Raw genomic sequence first — 17810 nt, forward strand, 5'->3', positions numbered from 1 at the left:
AAATACATCAATATAATTGCACGGATAAAATTAATTAGGATTGCTCTAGGTATAGAAAATCATTTAGGATTGCTATACATGGAATAAGCTGTATTTTTATGGGAATTCTTTTGGGGTGGCCTTCTAGCCCGCCCCAAAGGTAAAAACTAAATGCAGTACAGCTTAGTGAGGACTTCAGTCCGAGCAAGTTTTATGAGGACTGAAGTCCTCACTACCAACTTTATAACGGTTATTGTACCGGAGATAATATTACAGATTGCTTTTAAGCCCGATCGCCGTGACAATAGTCCACGCATCTACCAACAGCAGCAGCAGCGTACATAAAAGTAAAATAAGATACATCCAAGGCTGCGACAAAGGACGGACATCTCTAGTATCAATACCTGTTTTTACTTCCACTAAACCGACTAATTTAGCAAATCCAGCCACCCGCATTGGCAACAAATAACCTTCACCCGAATGACTCAAAAAATAGTAAACTAAACCTCCTTGACCGGTCGATCGAGGTTTGAGAGCTTTCACCTCAGTCCAAGGTAGGGACCAACCCTTGCGAAACAGGCGCGGAAACCACTTGGGATAGGTGACTTCAATCCCTTCTTCGCTGAGAATTACCCTTTCGCTGAGCACGCCGTACAGGCCCGCAGCACCGACTATAATTGCCGCCCAAAGTGCGGCCGGGGGAACCGGTGCTTTCGTTACTTCCGACAAAAAGGGCAACGGAATTGTCAGGGCTGTGTACAAGCTCAACAGCGTGATTCTAATCAGGGGAGAAAGCCGGAATATCGCCGGCTCAAATACTGGGGCCGAAGATGGGGAAGAGGCGATCGGTTGTACTGACATGGCTGAAATTCGAGAAGCTGTTTAAGGATATTTTTGCACAGTTGTCGAACCCGCCAACAAAACTCAGGGAAATAGGAAAAACCGGACAATATTTGCAGTTGTGAGTTTTGATCTAAAATTCATTTCAGAAACTTTGATTTTTAACTGTTGAGTTTTTACCGCTTTGCAGAAGTTGGAATTTTGAGCGCGGAGTTATCAATTAACTGACAATTTATAACTCAAAACTCACAACTCCGATTAATCGACGGCTGTGAGGGCCGGTACAGTGAAAGGTTCTGAGATTTCTCGGGATTTGGGGCGGCCGGCCATGACTGTTCGATCGCCCTGAACTGCCTCTGGGGATCTGCTAGGATTGACGTTTGAATAGGGGCCTTCGTTAATCTGCAAACGATCGCAAGGAATTTTATCCGACAAAATTGCACTCGCCATCATCCCGGTGTGAATTTCCAATGCTGCGGCCGGCATCGCTTCAAACACTAAGCGCTGTCCGGGAAACACCACTCGTTCAAAGTACCAGTTAGGAATGTTGGCGATGCGAGCAATCTGAATCTGACTGGTGGCGTTGACGTAGCAGCACAGAATCTTGCTGTCGGTGTCTGAGGGTACGGGGTCAAGAATTTGAGCCATAACTGCTGAGGGAGCCTTGCCTAAAAGTTTTAGTTATCTTATCAGGCTAACACTAGGTGATCCCGCCTACTGTAAAGCCGACTACCAACTCCCTAATACATGAGAGACCGATCGAACCTAATTTAAAATTTAACCGGATAAATATCGGCTTTTTAACTCCCCGCTGGGGTTTTAAGTCAAAATACGCTGTATTGACTTAAAAATTAGCTTTTTTCTGCTGCTGTCGCCGATCGACACCAACAAGCTCGGCCTTAATCCTCATAGAAAAATTTAAGAATATTTAATGTCAAATTGCGAAAATTAGACAGATTGTAAAGTTATATTAAAAGAATATTAACATAGCGGAAAAAGTTCCACTTTAGGATATGGCAATCATGGAAAACCGAGAAAACCGAGTCCTGTACGTTCGCCTCCCTTGCAATCCTATTTTCCCGATCGGAGTTGTCTATCTTTCGGATCACGTACACAAGCTGTTTCCCGATGTCGAACAGCGCATTTTTGATTTAGGTGCCGTACCCCCCCTGGATTTCGCTAAAGCTTTAGATGCCAGCATAGACGAGTTTAAGCCGACTCTGCTGGTTTTCTCTTGGCGGGACATTCAAATTTACGCGCCCGTGGGCGGCAGGGGCGGCAACCCGCTGCAAAATGCCTTCGAGTTCTACTACGCCAAAAATCCGCTGATCAAGTTCCGGGGAGCCCTCGGAGGACTGCGTTTAGCCGCGTCTTACTACACCGAACTCTGGCGCAATTTGGGACTGATTAAGCGCGGATTGAAGCGGGCCCGGAAATACCGCCCCGAAGCTCGTGCAGTGGTCGGAGGCGGTGCTGTGAGCGTGTTTTACGAGCAGTTGGGCCGCAGTTTGCCGGCGGGAACTGTGGTTTCGGTGGGGGAAGGCGAAGCTTTGCTGGAGAAGTTGATTAAGGGCGAAGATTTGGCAGAGGAAAGATGTTATGTGGTGGGAGAAACCGTGCCGCGCGCGAAGCTAATTCACGAAAAACCAGCCAACATCGAGAAAACTGCCTGCGATTATAACTACATCGAAACGATTTGGCCGGAATTTTCCTATTATCTACAAGATATGGACTTCTACGTCGGAGTCCAAACCAAACGCGGCTGTCCTCATAATTGCTGTTACTGCATTTATACGGTGATTGAAGGCAAGCAAGTGCGGATCAATCCGGCGGATGAGGTGGTGGCGGAGATGCGGCAATTGTACGATCGAGGTATCCGCAATTTCTGGTTTACCGACGCTCAATTTATCCCAGCACGCAAATTCATCGACGATGCAGTTGAATTATTGCAAAAAATCATCGCCGCCGGCATGGACGACATACACTGGGCCGCTTACATCCGTGCGGACAATCTCACACCAGAATTGTGCGATTTGATGGTAAAAACGGGGATGAATTACTTTGAAATCGGCATCACCAGCGGTTCCCAGGAACTGGTTCGGAAAATGCGGATGGGCTACAACTTGCGAGTAGTTTTGGAAAATTGTCGCGATTTAAAAGCAGCAGGTTACAACGATGTGGTTTCAGTTAATTACTCGTTTAACGTCATTGACGAAACCTTTGAAACTATCCGGCAAACTATTGCTTATCACCGAGAATTAGAGAGGATTTTCGGAGCCGATAAAGTGGAACCCGCCATTTTCTTTATCGGGCTGCAGCCGCACACAATTTTGGAAGAATACGCCTTTAAACAGGATATTCTGCAACCTGGTTACGATCCCATGAGTTTGATGCCTTGGACAGCGCGCAAATTGCTGTGGAATCCAGAGCCTTTGGGTTCGTTTTTCGGGCAAATTTGTTTAGAAGCTTGGCAGCGGAATTCCAATGATTTCGGCCGCGAAGTGATGGCTATTTTGGAGGAAAAACTCGGCTCTGCGGAATTGGAAGAGGCATTAACCGCGCCTGTGGAAACTAAAGATAAACAGTTGGCAGCAGTTAATTAATTACCAGGTTCGCAATTAGGAGTTGTGCCTTAAAAAAGAGGGTAGGGGAAGGAAAATGTATCTTTTCTTTCCCTTTTTATTATTTAATAAATGGGTAAGCGCCAATAAACAATTACCCTTTAACAGAGTCCGTTGGCGATCGCATGGGAGGCGAGAAACCCTGTTCCTAGGAAAATCAAAAGTTTAGTAACGAGAAATATATGAAGAAACCCGGTTTCTCAGATCAGCGCGAACAAGTCATAAAATCTTAAAAATGTCATAAATGCAAGAGATTGCTTTCCTGCGATCGCATTGACATATTTATGTATTTTCACTGGTGTAGGGCGCGCAGTTCGCACCTTACTTAAACCTAGGGTGTACCGTGATCCAGCCGCACATCACCTGTGAGATTAAATATTATTAATATCCAGCAAAGATCGCTTAAGATGTAATTATATAGGTAAAACCAGGAGTGACAAGATGTTTTATAAAGATAGAGTTAAGGGCATTAAAGGAGTAGGTCTAGTTATGGCGGGGATTAGTGCTATTCCCTTCGGGATAGCTTCGCTTCACGGCTTTTTGACAGCCTCAGCAGAAGCAACTGCACTAAATCAACCGATTGGCAAAGTTCAGGCGATCGCACCCAACACTTTGGGCAATAATCAACCGCTGCAAATTGCTCAAGTTGAGGGATGTCCGAAGGCCCAAATGGTGCAATTTTTCCCAACGCCCAACTTTTCTATATACATTTGCAAAACCCAGGAAGGCGAGATTTTTTACCGCGGCCTCAGCAAAATAAATGGCAGCCAAATCAATGTCATGCAAGTAACGACAGGTGACGACGGAACTTATGAAGCCACTAACGGCAATATTATCTATTCGATTAACCCGCAACGCCTGCAAGTCCGCCAGAATGGCAAGGTAATCTTGACGGAAGCTGTCATCAAGTAACACTAACTGTTATTTAATGATAAATTCACTAAATTTAGGGTGTATTTTATTTAAGTGAAAAATTCAAGAGTCGCCAAAACATCTTGATTCCTTAATAATCAAAGAGAATCAGTGGTAACGCTTATAAAATAGACTAACTTTTGTTTAAATACCTCTGAATAAGGACGATCGCAACAATATCGTCCACCGGTCTCGGCGGCGTCCGCATTCCCTTCGGAATCAAGCGGTCGAGTCCGGTCGGAGGGTACATTTGCCAGTAGCGTTCCCTCGCTTCCAAACTGCTGTACCTCTCATCCACCTGAACAATTTTGAGCGCAGGCGACAAACTCTGCGTCAGTTTTTGTTTCCAACTCTTAGAAGTCGTTTGATCTCCCATCACCAATAACTCAATGGGAAACTGTTCGCACAAAGATTGAATAGTAGATATCGCTGCTTCCGACAGCACAACTTGATGGTAGCATACCTTCTTATCTCTACCCATTACAGCTATGCCACATTTGTCTTTACCTGGATCGAAACCTAAAATCATAGCCAGTTACCCATTATTAATTACCAAATTTATTTTTTAATTTTCAAGTTTCCTGGGCCTTGTTTTTGTTGTCCGGTGCGGAAAACAACGGCTCCGTTTTCAAGAGCAACTAAATCTATTTTAAGCGGGCCGGCGATGTAAGTGACATCTGTGGCGATCGCCTGAACGTCCAGCGGTTTTTCGTACTGCTGCAATCGCTCGATAAAACCAGCTAAAGTTTCAATCTGATTGTCTGCCACTTGAACTCTACCGCCGACAACACCGATCAGGCGAGCGCGAAATTGACAAGCTTCTATCAATTGCAGCAACTGCTGTCGCACCTGTTCGTCGGTCAAAGTCACCGGATCGACAACAACCCCTGCAATCACATCTCCAGCGCGGAAAACCACTCGATTGATTTCTGCTTCTGCAAATACCTTAATTAGCTTTTCTTCCCGCAGGTAATTAGCGCCGGCGACAATCCGCACCACGTAATCTTGACCGTCTTTAATCTGACTAATTAGTTGATCGATTTCGGCTTTAGTAATTTGAATAACCTGGTCTCTAACCTTCCTATTTTCCGGCTGCATGAGTCCGACGGTGGTTTTATTTGCTTCTTGCAAGAGTCGATCGATCGCGCGACTCGCCATACCGGGTTCAATAATGCGAACGACGCCTGCTGCTAAAATTTGACCGCGCCTGATGGCAACTGTACCCTCGCGGATTGCCTGAAAATCGCGTTCCAAAACTTGCACTTGCTGCTGCAATAAAGTTTGTTGCTGTTCGAGTTGAGCTTGTTGCTGTGCCAAGGTTTCTAGGAGTGCTTCCCTCTCGGCAATTACTTTGTCGCGCTCGACAATAGTTCGATCGCGCTCGGCGAGATTTTGCACCCGCTGGGCAATTTCCTTGTCCCGCTGGGCAATTAGTTCGTTGCGATCGACAATTTCCTTGTCCCGCTGGGCAATTTCTGCGTCTCGCTTGGCAATTTCTGCGTCTCGCTTGGCAATTTGAGTTTTTACCTGCTCGATTAACTGTTGGCGCTCTTCTTGCAGTTGGGCGATTTCCGAGCCTAAAGTCGTTTTTTGAGCAGAAACTGTTTTCAATTGGTTCTCGGTGCGATCGAGCTGAGCTTGTGTAGTCGATCGGATCGTTTCAACCAGTTTCAATTGTTCTTCGGTGCGGGATTTAGCTGCTTCCACGCTGCTGAGCTGTTCTTCTGTCTTAGATTTAGCCGCTTCTACCTGACTTAACTGCTGTTCAGTTTTAGACTTGGCTGCTTGCACGCTGTTGAGCTGGGCCCGCAGCGAGTTTAATTTTGTTTGCGTCCGAGCTTGCTCAGCATTAGCTGCTTGGAGCGATTGATTAATTTGCTCTAAATTGGCTCTAGCTTGCGCTTGAGCGGCTCTGGCTTGAGCTAATTCACTTTCAACTCGATTTTTTTCTTGAGTGGCTTGGTTGATTTCTCTGCGGGCGTTGTTGAGCCTTTTTTGAATCTCGTCTATTCTAAAAACTCCCGTTCGCAGCGGCTTGCTAGTAGCAAACAAAATGCCCAGAGTCAGTGCGGACAGGATGCTGCCAGCCATCACTGTCACAACAACAGCAGTATCGCGGGGGCGAAGTTTGAACAAGCTCAACCTTGCCTTGCCGACTTTCGTCCCAAGGCGATCGCTGACAGTGGCGATCACACCCCCTAACACTAAAATTACAAATACCAGGATGTATCCAGCAGTCATTCCGATTTTAGATTTTGGATTTTGGATTTTGGATTGAATCTAAAATCCAAAATCCAAAATCCGATACTTTCTCGGCATCAAGTGAATTGCTGGCTTAAAGCCACCGGGTTGTGGACTGTGATCTTTTTCTTGTGGATCGAGATCATGGTTTCTTGTCTGAGATCCCCGAGTAAACGAGTCACAGTTACCCGTGTCGAGCCGATCGCTTCGGCGATCGCCTGGTGGGACAGCTTCAAATCTATCGTAATCCCCTCTGTACCGGGCACGCCAAAATCCCGGCACAGAATCAGCAAAAAGCTGACGAGTCTCGAACCCATATCTCGGTGCGCCAGCGTTTCAATCATCATCTCGGTTTGCAAAATCCGAGACGACAGTCCCCGCAGCATCACCATCGAGAGTTCCGGGTCTTCCTTGAGCGCTTTCTCGACTTGTTCGATCGGCAGCGAGATCAACTCTACCGGCGTAAAGGCCACCGCGTGGTAAAACCTGTCCGATCGGTGTCCCGTAATCAGAGACAGCACCCCAAATACGCTATTTTCGCGTAGGAGGGCGACTGTAATTTCTTCCCCTGCTTCGTACACCCTGGAGAGCTTCACAGCACCTCTAATGAGAACGTAGACGCGCTCAGCCGGGTCTCCAGGGAAAAAAATTGTCTTGCCCCGTTCAAAGGTTTCCACAATGGGTGGAAACGCCCCGCCGCTGATTTGGCGGAACACGGCTGCTAGCGGTCTATCATGCGTCACGACTAGATCCTTTGTACTAATCAATACTTTATAACTTGCCGATTAACCTTATTGAGTAAATATACTTCCTAACCTCCAATATGCAAGGATTCTGTTACTTCCATCTAATGTTAAGGTAAACACACGCTGTATGATTAAATCTAGCCCTTCTCTTAACTTTTTCAATTCCCCCCCCATGTAGCTCCACAGCAAAATTAATATCAATTGTGTCTCAATTGTGTCTCAATCAGTTAAATCTGAATCAGTTGTGTCTAAACTGGCGGGGTTGTCGCAGAGAGCCAATGAGAACGGTGCAAGTTGCTTTTAGATAAACTACAGATGATAGATTTGACCGGAAAAAATGCTCTTGTTACGGGCATTGCCAACAATCGTTCGATCGCCTGGGGCATCGCTCAGCAGCTCCACAAAGCTGGGGCCAATCTCGGCATAACTTTTTTGAAGGACGAGAAAGGCAAGCACGAGCGCAAAGTCGCTGAACTGGTGGAACCGCTCAATCCCAGTCTGTATTTGCCCTGCAATGTCCAAGACGAGAGCGAAATTGAGTCTACTTTTCAAACCATCGCCGACAAGTGGGGCAAGTTAGATATCCTGATCCACTGTCTGGCTTTTGCCGGCAAAGACGAACTTTCGGGAGATTTCACCAACACCTCGCGTCAAGGTTTCTCCAATGCTTTGGATATTAGCGCTTACTCGCTGGTGCGGCTTTGTGCTGCTGCTAAACCGCTGATGGCCGAGGGTGGCAGTATTGTGACCCTGACTTATTTGGGCGGCGTCCGGGTAGTTCCTAACTATAATGTGATGGGAATTGCTAAGGCGGCTTTGGAAATGAATGTTCGTTATCTGGCTGCTGAACTGGGTCCGTTAAATATTCGGGTAAATGCGATTTCTTCTGGGCCGATTCGGACTCTGGCTTCGTCAGCAGTTGGCGGTATTCTGGACATGATCCACCACGTTGAGGAAGTGGCCCCGCTGCGGCGGACGGTGACTCAGCAGGAAGTGGGAAATACTGCGGCTTTTCTGTGCAGCAATCTCGCTAGCGGGATTACGGGTCAAGTTTTGTATGTCGATGCCGGTTACGAAATCATGGGAATGTAACAGTTGTCGAGAATTTTGAGTTATGTAGGGGCGGGTTGAGACAATAAACTTTAACTTTAACAAGTAAGTTTTATGCAAAAGCCGCCCCTTTTGAGAGTTTTGAGTTTTGCATAATTCTCTTAACTAAACACTGGAAAATCAGCGCTGATCAAGCTGTAATCTTCAATTACTAATTATCAATAACTAATGAATGACCCATTGCGAATTATGGAGATAATCGATCGCCCTTCTCTTCCTCCAGCAAATTCAGTTCAACCAGCTAGGGCCGCCTTGGTGAAACGCACGACACTGGAAACTGATGTCACTGCCAGCCTCAATCTCGACGGTGTGGGAACTTGCAAGGCGTCTACGGGGATTCCGTTTTTAGACCATATGTTGCATCAGATTGCTTCTCACGGATTGATCGATTTGGACGTGCAGGCGATCGGTGATTTGGAGATTGACGACCACCACACGAACGAAGATGTGGGAATTACCTTGGGCCAAGCGCTAGCAAAAGCTGTCGGCGATCGATCGGGCATTTCTCGTTTCGGACATTTCATCGCACCTTTGGATGAAGCTTTAATTGAGGTAGTGCTAGATTTTTCGGGACGCCCTCACTTAAGTTACAGCTTGGAAATTCCCAACCAGCGGATCGGCACTTACGATACCGAATTAGTAAAAGAGTTTTTTTCGGCGGTGGTGAACCACACTCAGATGACACTGCACATTAGACAGTTGCAGGGCGGAAATTCTCATCACATTGTGGAAGCGGCGTTTAAGGCATTTGCGCGAGCTCTGCGGATGGCGGTGGAAATCGACCCGCGGCGCGCTACTCGGATTCCCAGTTCTAAAGGAGTTTTGTAGTATGTGGTTTGTAGTAGCGTTTGGGCGCTACTACAAATCTGTCATACCATGTCCAGTTAAATAGTTATAATACTTTGCTGATGAGTTGGCAAAGAAAAAACTGAAGTCTGTACTACACAAAGGTTGATCGACACTTTTACTAAGGAATGAAAAATCAATAAGTTGCACAATTTAACCCCAGAAGCCTTGATCCAAGGTAAACTATTTCTCTATTAGTCACCTTATTTATTTTTAATTCCTAACCAGCCGCACTCAATCTATCACGACTTACGCCACTGGCACAGTTAGTAAGATGCGTCAGACCAGAAAACCTCAATAATTGTTAGAAAAATTCATCTGACGCACCCTACAATTCGATTTGAGTGTGACACCCTTGCTTTATTCCTGTCTATCCAAACTTCGTCAAGAACCGGAAAGCATCGAGTACGTGACTCGCGCAAACGTAAGGCGAAGTATTGTAAAAAGCTTGCCAAGCCGCCGCTTTATCTTCGTCGTACTTATCGGCTCTTTCCTGGTGTTTTCCTAGCCAATTCAGGCGGACTGCGTGACCGACTAATACATCTAAAACGATATATTCTTCTACTTGCAATTCTGGGTTCCGCTGGGCGATCGCCGCCAACTCCATCAGCGCCTCAATATTGACTTGTCGGTATTCCGGGGCGACAATTTTATTCAGCAAATGCTCGATTTGTAGCGCAAAATTCTTTTCACCCGGGGTCATTTCCGATAAAATGATATGGCTATCTAACCGATTGCGTCGCTCTAATTTGTCGCCAATAATCAAGCCTTTGCAGTGCCGCAGCAGTCCCCAAACACTCGGATAAAAATCCTTCGGTACGCGATTGACTGTACCTTCCATTTGTCGCTTCCGCCGCCATCCTCCCGCAGGCATTTGCGGTTCTTCGGAAACAGGCGCTACTACCCATTCAATATCTTTTTCCGCCTGTTTGACGCGCAGGGATTCTTGCTGTTTAAGGATTTGATTCATTTCCTCGTATTCTGTCAACACTTGGCGCAGGCGATTTTTGATTTCAAAGGGACTTAGCTGCATTAAATGTTCGTAAGCTTCATTTTGCGTAACTCCCAATTCGCGCGCCAACTCGCTTGTTAACAGCAGAATAAAGTAGCTAACTCTCAGTGTCAGCAAACCTTTAAATAAATGCGGTTCGGCTTTAATTAACAGGCCGAGGTAGATGAGAACTTCTTGAGTTAGAACTCGATCGCGAATATCTTCTCCGCAGAATTGGCGAATTTTGTCCATCACTTCGGTGTAGGAACCGGGGCGCGAAATCACCGAATCTTCGCTGTAGGCTTTACCCACAGCAATCTGCTTTTGTCGCACCAAAATGTCTGTCACCGCATCAGACAAGCTGATATCAACTTTGTCCAGCAAACCTGCGGCATGGCGGATGACGGCCCATTGGATTTTTGATTGGGAACTTTCTCCAGCTTTTGTATAAACTTCATTGAGCAAATCCACAACTTCTACAGTGGGTTCCGCACCTCCAAATCCTGTATCAAAATTTAATCCCTTGAGTCTAACTAAGGTGTGCAACAACTCAATTTGTTCGTACAAGTTTTCTGAATCTCGCAGGCTAGTTAGCAAGAAGTGAGTATTAGTTTCGCACTCTAATTTAAATTCTTGCGTGTGACCCAAAGGCCAAGTTTTTTCAGGATTGTAAGTTAGATAGGGGCGCATTTCTATTGCACCTGTCACCGGAGATTCGGTAAATTCAAAATCGTGCATGAAATCTATTCTTTCGGTGCCAGCAGTCAGCATTAACTGCTTAAGATTTCCGAGTTTTACAGGCGTGTTGTTACAGTGTCCATCCCGGAATTCCTTCATTAATTCTAACAAAGCTTCCCGACCAGTTTCCAACATCGTGTGAGTCAGCATCAGCGTTACCGTAGGGCGTCCTAACTGATACCAGTGGCGGTGAATGTGAGCTATTTCGCTCTTGATTTGAGCTACTAAAAAATGGTAATCTAAAGTTAAGTAAAACTCTTGCCTGTTCAAAAATGAGGGAAGAAATACGATCGCCTCTTCGCGAATTTTAAACACCCGAGAAGTTGTTAAACTCCGCAGACGGCGCACGGGGCGGCCTGTTAAGCCTAATTGGTCGTTTCGTCCAATTTGCGTGTAAATAGCTGATAATTCTTTAGTCTGGCGGACTTGAATTGGTTCTACCTGTTTTGGGGTTTGTGCCGCAATGCCGTTAGCGGCTAATTCTGCTTGCAAATCTTCGTCTTCAGCTAACAGTGCAATTTGCACTAAAGGTTCTCTGTGTTGGCCCACTGAGAGGTGCCTTCCCAGCGGGTCGATGTCGCCAACTGCGATTAATCCTTCGTTCAGCAATTGACCGAGAAAATACAAACTTTGCGCCCAAACGAGGGGAATATTTTCATTTGGTAAGCGCTGCTGGCTGCGGGGATTTAGCTTTTCAGCTTCTATATTTTCGGCGGGGACGTAGTACAATTCGGGTAGCAGCGGCAAACCAGAGCGATCGACTGCTAGAGATTCCAAACGCTGCTGGTACTCTTGCACTTGGGCTTGATTTCCCTGAAATATGCCGTCCAAGAATAAATAAGTGAAAAATAGCGGCCACTCGCATTCAATGTGCTCGAACTGCCTTAATTCTGTGGGTTCGTAGTGCAGGCGATCGGCATCTTCCAAAACTGTTTGGTGTCCGTCCCGCAGAAACCGCTTGCAACCGTATTTTCCTTGCAATTTGTCAATAATCTTATTCCGAGTCCGTTCTATTAATTCTCGGTCTTCCACAGCAAAAGCGGGGAAACTAATCACGCTTAATAAAGCGGCATCTACTTCTTTTGAACTAGATTCGCGAGGCAAAAGCGATTCCAAAGTTATGCGACTTCTGGCAATTTCGTCGGGCAAAACGTGAATAACTGACGCTTGAGAACCTTGAATACCGAACAAATCCAAGCCATTTATTGCTTCCAGCGCTGCTTTTGCCATGCCAACTGAACTGGCGTTCAATTCTGCATTGCCGCGATTGATTTTATGACCTCTTTCCCAAATTCCGTAATCCGGCGTGCGGTAGGCTCTACCGATGTAGTAAACTAAATTTTGCACGAAATTGACTTCATCTATTGTAAAAATTACGTGCAGCCCAGAAGCCGTCATTTGAGCAAGAATTAATAAGAATATAGATGTAGCGTCTAACTGTAAATGTCCCCACTGGTCATCACCGACAACGATATCTCCAGTTTGAGTATTATATTTAGCGTGCAGCGCATCTAGCGGCGACTGAGTATTTTTAAAATGTTCTACTTTACTCGATTGCTTCATCATCGCAAACAGCAAGCCGCGCATCAGTTTGACTGTGCTGTGTTCGAGTTCAAATGTCCTGCCGTGATCCCCATCAATTTTGCGGTAAGCTAAACCCAAACCCCAAACCGCGAGAATGCTATACACGTTATCCCGCACCCAGGCATCGGTGTAGTCACCGTGGGCGTTAACGGCGGTACTCGCGGGAAGCAAACCAGTAATTGGATTTTGGCGCTTGAGGATGATGTTTTTGATTTGCTGGTAGTAATAATCTAACCTGGTTTGCCGCTGGGTTTTTGCGATCGCCATTTCGTTTTCCTTGTTTTTCCTGATGCGAGTAGATTTGCGGTGAATAGACTTTTAAATATATCAGATATTAGAGCGTTTCTCAAGTTATCCAAACACAAAAAGGTAATTGCCATGTCTACCCAAAACCACAATAACAACAGCGTTCCTTTCGTGAAAGTTGTCTACTCTACAGTGAAAATTAATGGTAAAATTGAGCTAGTACCGATGGAATGGTACGCAGACGGGTCGGTCAAAAAAATCGAACCCTAATGCTCGATCGCACTTGGCTGGCCAACTCTAATGAACTTGCGCGACCCGTCGCTTACAAAAGAACCGGTTTCTGGGCCACCGAACGATGACTTAACAGACTCTTGGTGGCACAAACCGGGTTTTTTGCGACCAAAACTGCTCTAGCGTCGATCGCCAATCTCAGCTAATTTAAATAACTAGGTGTGTAGGAATCTCAAAGAAAAAAATATGGATGGATCGCGCCCGCAATTTTCAGTGCTGGGACTACCAGTTCACATATTAGATGATTATGCAGGTTGGCTGATGGAGCGCCTGCATCAAGGGTTAGGAAGTCACGTCGTGACGCTGAATGCTGAAATGGCGATGCAAGCCGAGAAAAATCCGGCTTTAGCAGATGCAATTCGCTCAGCAGAACTCGTGATCCCTGACGGTTCGGGAGTGGTGCTGTACTTGCGAATGCGCGGCAAACCGGCGCAGCGGTATCCGGGGATTGAATTAGCAGAATCGCTGCTGCAACAAGCCGGAAAATTACCGGATTCGGAACCACTATTTTTCTTTGGAGGTTCCCCAGGAGTGGCGTCTGCAGCGGCCCAAACTTGGCAGCAAAAGGTTAACGGATTGTCGATTGCTTCTCAACACGGTTATCTTTCAGCAGATGAAGAAAAAGACTTCCGTGAAAGCCTCAAAAAAATGCAGCCAAAACTAATTTTTGTCGGCTTGGGAGTGCCTCGCCAAGAGTTTTGGATTGCCGAACACCGACACCTTTGCCCTCAGTCAATTTGGGTGGGGGTTGGTGGCAGTTTTGATATTTGGGCGGGAACAAAAGACCGCGCGCCGGCGTGGTTTTGCGACAATCATTTAGAATGGTTGTACCGACTTTATCAAGAACCTTGGCGGTGGCGCAGGATGTTAGCTTTGCCGCAATTTGCATTGAAAGCTTTGGGGGATTTTCGAGCTTAAAAGTTCCCAATCGCATCGGGTTTACGGGAGTTATGGCTGATATTGCCGATCGCGCGTGAACCCGTCTTTACAATAATTCTGGTTAATTTACCTGACATGATACAGTATATTCCCGTAGAGCCGGTAAACTTAATCTAGTAAGTAGATCGGCATGAAAAAACAATAATATCTTGTAGGGGCGATCGCGAGCCAATATCTATAAAAGCCCGCAGCAAAGCCTTGTCCTCTTCACTAGATATTCTTGGGGCCCAAAGGGAGTAATAGCGAATCACCTTTAGTCAAAGTCGGATTTATGAGTAGTTCCCCAAGAAAGAAAAAAACTATCCTGTTTTTGGCAGCTAACCCCAAAAACTCCACTCCCCTGCGCTTAGGTAAAGAGGTTCAGGAAATTTCAGATGCCCTGCAACGCTCTAAAAAGCGTGACAAGTTCCAACTGGAGGAAGAATGGGCAGTAACGCACACCGATATGCGGCGGGCAGTATTAGATTATAATCCGCAGATCGTTCACTTCTCGGGGCATGGTGCAGGAGAGGATGGTTTAGCTTTAGAAGATGAAACCGGGCTAATCAAGTTGGTAAGCGTACAAGCCTTAGCAGCCTTATTTGAAGTATTTATGGATCAGGTTGAATGCGTCGTGCTGAATGCCTGTTATTCAGAAGTGCAAGCAAATGCGATCGCACGTCATATACCATATGTTATTGGTATGAACAAAGCCGTTGGAGATAATGCTGCACGGGAATTCGCCGTGGGTTTTTACGACGCATTAGGCGCGGGGAAATCTCTAGAATTTGCCTATAAGCTTGGCTGTGTCAGTATCAGCATGGCAGGTATTCCCGAAGAATTGACTCCGGTACTGAAAAAGAAGTCAGATTTTTCTGATGCTCCCGTTAGCGATATACTTGAGGAGTCTTCCTCTGCGGTTGCAAATGCGCGATCGATCCCCTCACCACCTGTTCCTCTCCTCAATTTAGATAACCCAGAAGGTTCTGTCAGTTTAGATTCACCCCTATATATCGATCGTCCTCCCATTGAATCGGACTGCTACCAAACTATTGCCAAACCTGGAGCTTTGATCCGAATTAAATCACCGCGTAAAATGGGTAAAACTTCTTTATTACAGCGCATTTTACACCATTCAAGAGAAGAGGGACATCAAACTGCCTATTTAAACTTTCAATCGGCTGATGGTAATTTTCTTAGTAATCTCGATCAGTTGTTGCAATGGTTTTGTGGTGAGATTACCAATGAGTTAAATTTAGAAGACCGAGTAGCGCACTACTGGAAACAAGGCATGGGTAGCAAACAAAAATGCGGCAACTATTTTCAGCGCTACCTGTTAGCAACAATTAATACACCATTAACGTTAGGATTAGATGAAGTCGATCGAGTTTTTCAATATCCCCAAGTAGCGCAGGAATTCTTTGGTTTACTGCGGGCGTGGCACGAAAAAGGAAAAAACGAACCAGCTTGGAACAAACTACGTTTAGTAATTTCCCATTCCCAAGAAGTTTATATTCCCCTGAATATCAACCAGTCGCCTTTTAATGTAGGTTTACCAATTGATCTACCAGAATTTAACCATCACGAAATTGTTGAGTTAGTACAAAAACATCAACTGAATTGGCCTGCTCGCAAAATAGAACAATTGATTGGAATGGTAGATGGGCATCCTTACCTGTTAAGAAAAGCCCTTTATGAAATTGCTCGCGGTTATTTAACCTTAGATGAATTTTTACAGATTGCGCCTACTGAAGAAGGAATTTACGGCGATCATTTACGCCATCATTTAATTCATCTAACTGCCGATCCAAATTTGGAAGCGGCAATGAAACAAGTAATTGCTAGTTCGGTTCCGGTACGATTAGAAGCCAATCTAGCGTTTAAACTTCGCAGTAGGGGTTTAGTGAAGTTGCGAGGTAATGATGTGATTCCTCTGTGCAATCTATGCCGCCTATATTTTAAAGACCGATTGGGAGTTCATTAATGAATGACAAACCTGATTTACATTACGAATATCAAGTAGGTGGTAGCCTACCTGTAGATGCACCAACCTATGTTAGGAGACAAGCTGACCAAGATTTTTATCACGGATTAAAAGCCGGAGAATTTTGTTACGTTCTCAACTCGCGACAGATGGGTAAATCTAGCTTGCGGGTGCAAACAATGGCTAGATTGCAGCACGAAGGATTTGCCTGTGCTGCTGTAGATATTACAGCAATTGGAACTTCAGATATTAGTCCTAAAGAGTGGTATTTTGGAATCATTGACTCGCTGGTCAATAGTTTAGAACTCTACAATAATTTCGACTCTTATGAATGGTGGACGAGTCACGAATTAGTCTCTCCTGTCCAACGTTTCAGCAAGTTTATCGGAGAGGTATTGCTGGAATTTATTGATAAATCTATCGTAATTTTTGTAGATGAGATTGACAGTTTATTGGCTTTGCCCTTTAATATTGATGATTTTTTTGCAGTGATTCGTGATTGTTTTAACCAGCGTGCAGACAAGCTAGAATATAACCGTTTAAGCTTTGCTTTGATTGGCGTAGCAACGCCTTCCGATTTGATAAGCAATCAGCTTCGCACTCCGTTTAATATTGGCCGTGCTATTGAGTTAACGGGCTTTCAATTAGCAGAAGCACAACCTTTAGCAGTAGGGCTAGAAACTCAAGCAGAAAATTCTCAAGCGTTGTTAGAAGCGATATTATCTTGGACTGGGGGACAGCCATTTTTAACGCAAAAACTTTGTAAATTGCTCAAAAAATATCTGACTTCAGAATTAACCAGAAATCAAAAATTAAAAATCGAATATTCCCCTAATTTGGTAGCGACTTTAGTACAAAAAAAGGTGATTTATAATTGGGAAGGACAGGATGAGCCAGAGCATTTAAAGACGATTAGAGACCGGATTTTACGCAGCGAGCAACGTGCAAGTAGGTTGCTGGGTAGCTATCAGCAAATTTTACAACAAAATGAGATAGCCGCTGATGATACTCCCGAACAAATGGAACTCCGCTTAACAGGTTTGGTAGTTAAGCAATCTGGTAAACTTAAAGTCTATAACCGAATTTATAAATGTGTTTTTAATGCTAATTGGGTAGAAAAACAATTAGCGAATCTCCGTCCATACAGCGAAAGTTTTAACGCTTGGGAAGATTCTGATTACCAAGATGAATCGCGACTGTTGCGGGGTCAGGCGTTGCAAGATGCTCAAACTTGGGCTGCGGGCAAAAGTTTGAGCGATTTAGATTATCGGTTTTTAAATGCCAGTCGGGAACTACAACAACGGGAAGTAGAACGAGATTTAGCTGCTCAGAGACAAGCTAATCAAATTTTGACTGAAGCGAATCAGACGCTAACCAAGACACAGCAAAAGGCACGAAAAATTACAATTGCGACTTCTGTTTTTGCTGGGGTGGCTATGTTAATTGCAACTGTGGTAACTTTTTTTGCCTGGAAACAAGTCACTCAAGCTATTAAGGAAGTCACTCAAGTTAATAAGTTAGTAAATACTACAGAAAAACGTGCTTTTTCCAATCAATTCTTTAGTGACAAGGAGACATTTCAAGCACTGTTGGAAGCATTAAAGGCAGGGCAGGCATTCAAACAACTAGATTCTTCAGCCGAGACTACAAAAAACATCAAAAGGCAAGTGATAACTGCACTGCAACAAGCACTTTCCGAAGTAAAAGAGCGCAATAGTTTTGAAGGGTATAGGAATTCTGTTTTCTATAGCGTCGCCATCAGT

Annotated in this window: 14 protein-coding genes; 8 read left to right on the forward strand and 6 right to left on the reverse strand. The window is 45.1% G+C overall.

Going from position 1 to position 17810, the window contains the following annotated elements:
• Positions 1 to 249 precede the first annotated feature (249 nt).
• Positions 250 to 840 carry a hypothetical protein gene (locus QUA42_RS24015; RefSeq protein ID WP_333140725.1) on the reverse strand — a complete coding sequence of 197 codons (591 nt, stop codon included), beginning with the start codon at positions 838 to 840 and terminating at the stop codon, positions 250 to 252.
• 237 nt (positions 841 to 1077) lie between these two features.
• On the reverse strand, positions 1078 to 1467 hold the full coding sequence (locus QUA42_RS24020; protein ID WP_333140727.1) for a DUF1830 domain-containing protein: 390 nt from the start codon (positions 1465 to 1467) through the stop codon (positions 1078 to 1080).
• Between the two features lie 374 nt (positions 1468 to 1841).
• Between QUA42_RS24020 and QUA42_RS24025 the strand changes: the two genes are divergently transcribed.
• Together QUA42_RS24025 and QUA42_RS24030 are read left to right on the forward strand one after the other, a co-directional pair.
• Positions 1842 to 3422, forward strand: coding sequence for a photosystem II high light acclimation radical SAM protein (locus QUA42_RS24025; RefSeq protein ID WP_333140729.1), 1581 nt, complete (start codon positions 1842 to 1844; stop codon positions 3420 to 3422).
• 459 nt (positions 3423 to 3881) lie between these two features.
• The gene (locus QUA42_RS24030) at positions 3882 to 4352 is read left to right on the forward strand and encodes a hypothetical protein (protein WP_333140731.1); all 471 of its coding nucleotides are present in this window, start codon (positions 3882 to 3884) and stop codon (positions 4350 to 4352) included.
• Between the two features lie 133 nt (positions 4353 to 4485).
• On the opposite strand, the gene QUA42_RS24035 is transcribed toward QUA42_RS24030, so the two are convergent.
• From QUA42_RS24035 to ntcA, 3 genes are all read right to left on the reverse strand, one after another.
• A complete protein-coding gene (locus tag QUA42_RS24035; protein ID WP_333140733.1) occupies positions 4486 to 4881 on the reverse strand; it encodes a pre-16S rRNA-processing nuclease YqgF in 396 nt (131 codons plus the stop codon).
• A gap of 29 nt (positions 4882 to 4910) precedes the next feature.
• A complete protein-coding gene (locus QUA42_RS24040; RefSeq protein WP_333140735.1) occupies positions 4911 to 6593 on the reverse strand; it encodes a DUF3084 domain-containing protein in 1683 nt (560 codons plus the stop codon).
• A 77-nt stretch (positions 6594 to 6670) separates the two neighbouring features.
• Positions 6671 to 7336 (reverse strand): global nitrogen regulator NtcA, encoded by a 666-nt coding sequence (gene ntcA, locus QUA42_RS24045; protein ID WP_006634020.1) that lies wholly within the window; start codon positions 7334 to 7336, stop codon positions 6671 to 6673.
• Positions 7337 to 7654: 318 nt separating this feature from the next.
• Here ntcA and fabI point away from each other — a divergent pair, with 318 nt between their 5' ends.
• Positions 7655 to 8431, forward strand: a complete 777-nt coding sequence (gene fabI, locus QUA42_RS24050) for an enoyl-ACP reductase FabI (protein WP_333140737.1) — start codon at positions 7655 to 7657, stop codon at positions 8429 to 8431.
• 207 nt (positions 8432 to 8638) lie between these two features.
• Complete coding sequence (gene hisB, locus QUA42_RS24055) at positions 8639 to 9277, forward strand: imidazoleglycerol-phosphate dehydratase HisB (protein ID WP_333140775.1); 639 nt, start codon at positions 8639 to 8641, stop codon at positions 9275 to 9277.
• A gap of 388 nt (positions 9278 to 9665) precedes the next feature.
• Here hisB and QUA42_RS24060 read toward each other — a convergent pair whose 3' ends face one another.
• Positions 9666 to 12875, reverse strand: coding sequence for a glycoside hydrolase family 15 protein (locus QUA42_RS24060; protein WP_333140739.1), 3210 nt, complete (start codon positions 12873 to 12875; stop codon positions 9666 to 9668).
• Between the two features lie 111 nt (positions 12876 to 12986).
• Here QUA42_RS24060 and QUA42_RS24065 point away from each other — a divergent pair, with 111 nt between their 5' ends.
• From QUA42_RS24065 to QUA42_RS24080, 4 genes are all read left to right on the forward strand, one after another.
• Positions 12987 to 13124, forward strand: a complete 138-nt coding sequence (locus QUA42_RS24065) for a hypothetical protein (protein ID WP_333140741.1) — start codon at positions 12987 to 12989, stop codon at positions 13122 to 13124.
• A 207-nt stretch (positions 13125 to 13331) separates the two neighbouring features.
• On the forward strand, positions 13332 to 14063 hold the full coding sequence (locus tag QUA42_RS24070) for a WecB/TagA/CpsF family glycosyltransferase (protein WP_333140743.1): 732 nt from the start codon (positions 13332 to 13334) through the stop codon (positions 14061 to 14063).
• Between the two features lie 292 nt (positions 14064 to 14355).
• Positions 14356 to 16047, forward strand: coding sequence for an AAA-like domain-containing protein (locus tag QUA42_RS24075; RefSeq protein WP_333140745.1), 1692 nt, complete (start codon positions 14356 to 14358; stop codon positions 16045 to 16047).
• The coding region (locus QUA42_RS24080; RefSeq protein WP_333140747.1) for an AAA-like domain-containing protein at positions 16047 to 17810 on the forward strand (1764 nt) is incomplete at its 3' end. The genes QUA42_RS24075 and QUA42_RS24080, both read left to right, overlap by 1 nt.

Source organism: Microcoleus sp. Pol11C2, from assembly GCF_036701505.1.
Classification (GTDB): domain Bacteria; phylum Cyanobacteriota; class Cyanobacteriia; order Cyanobacteriales; family Microcoleaceae; genus Microcoleus.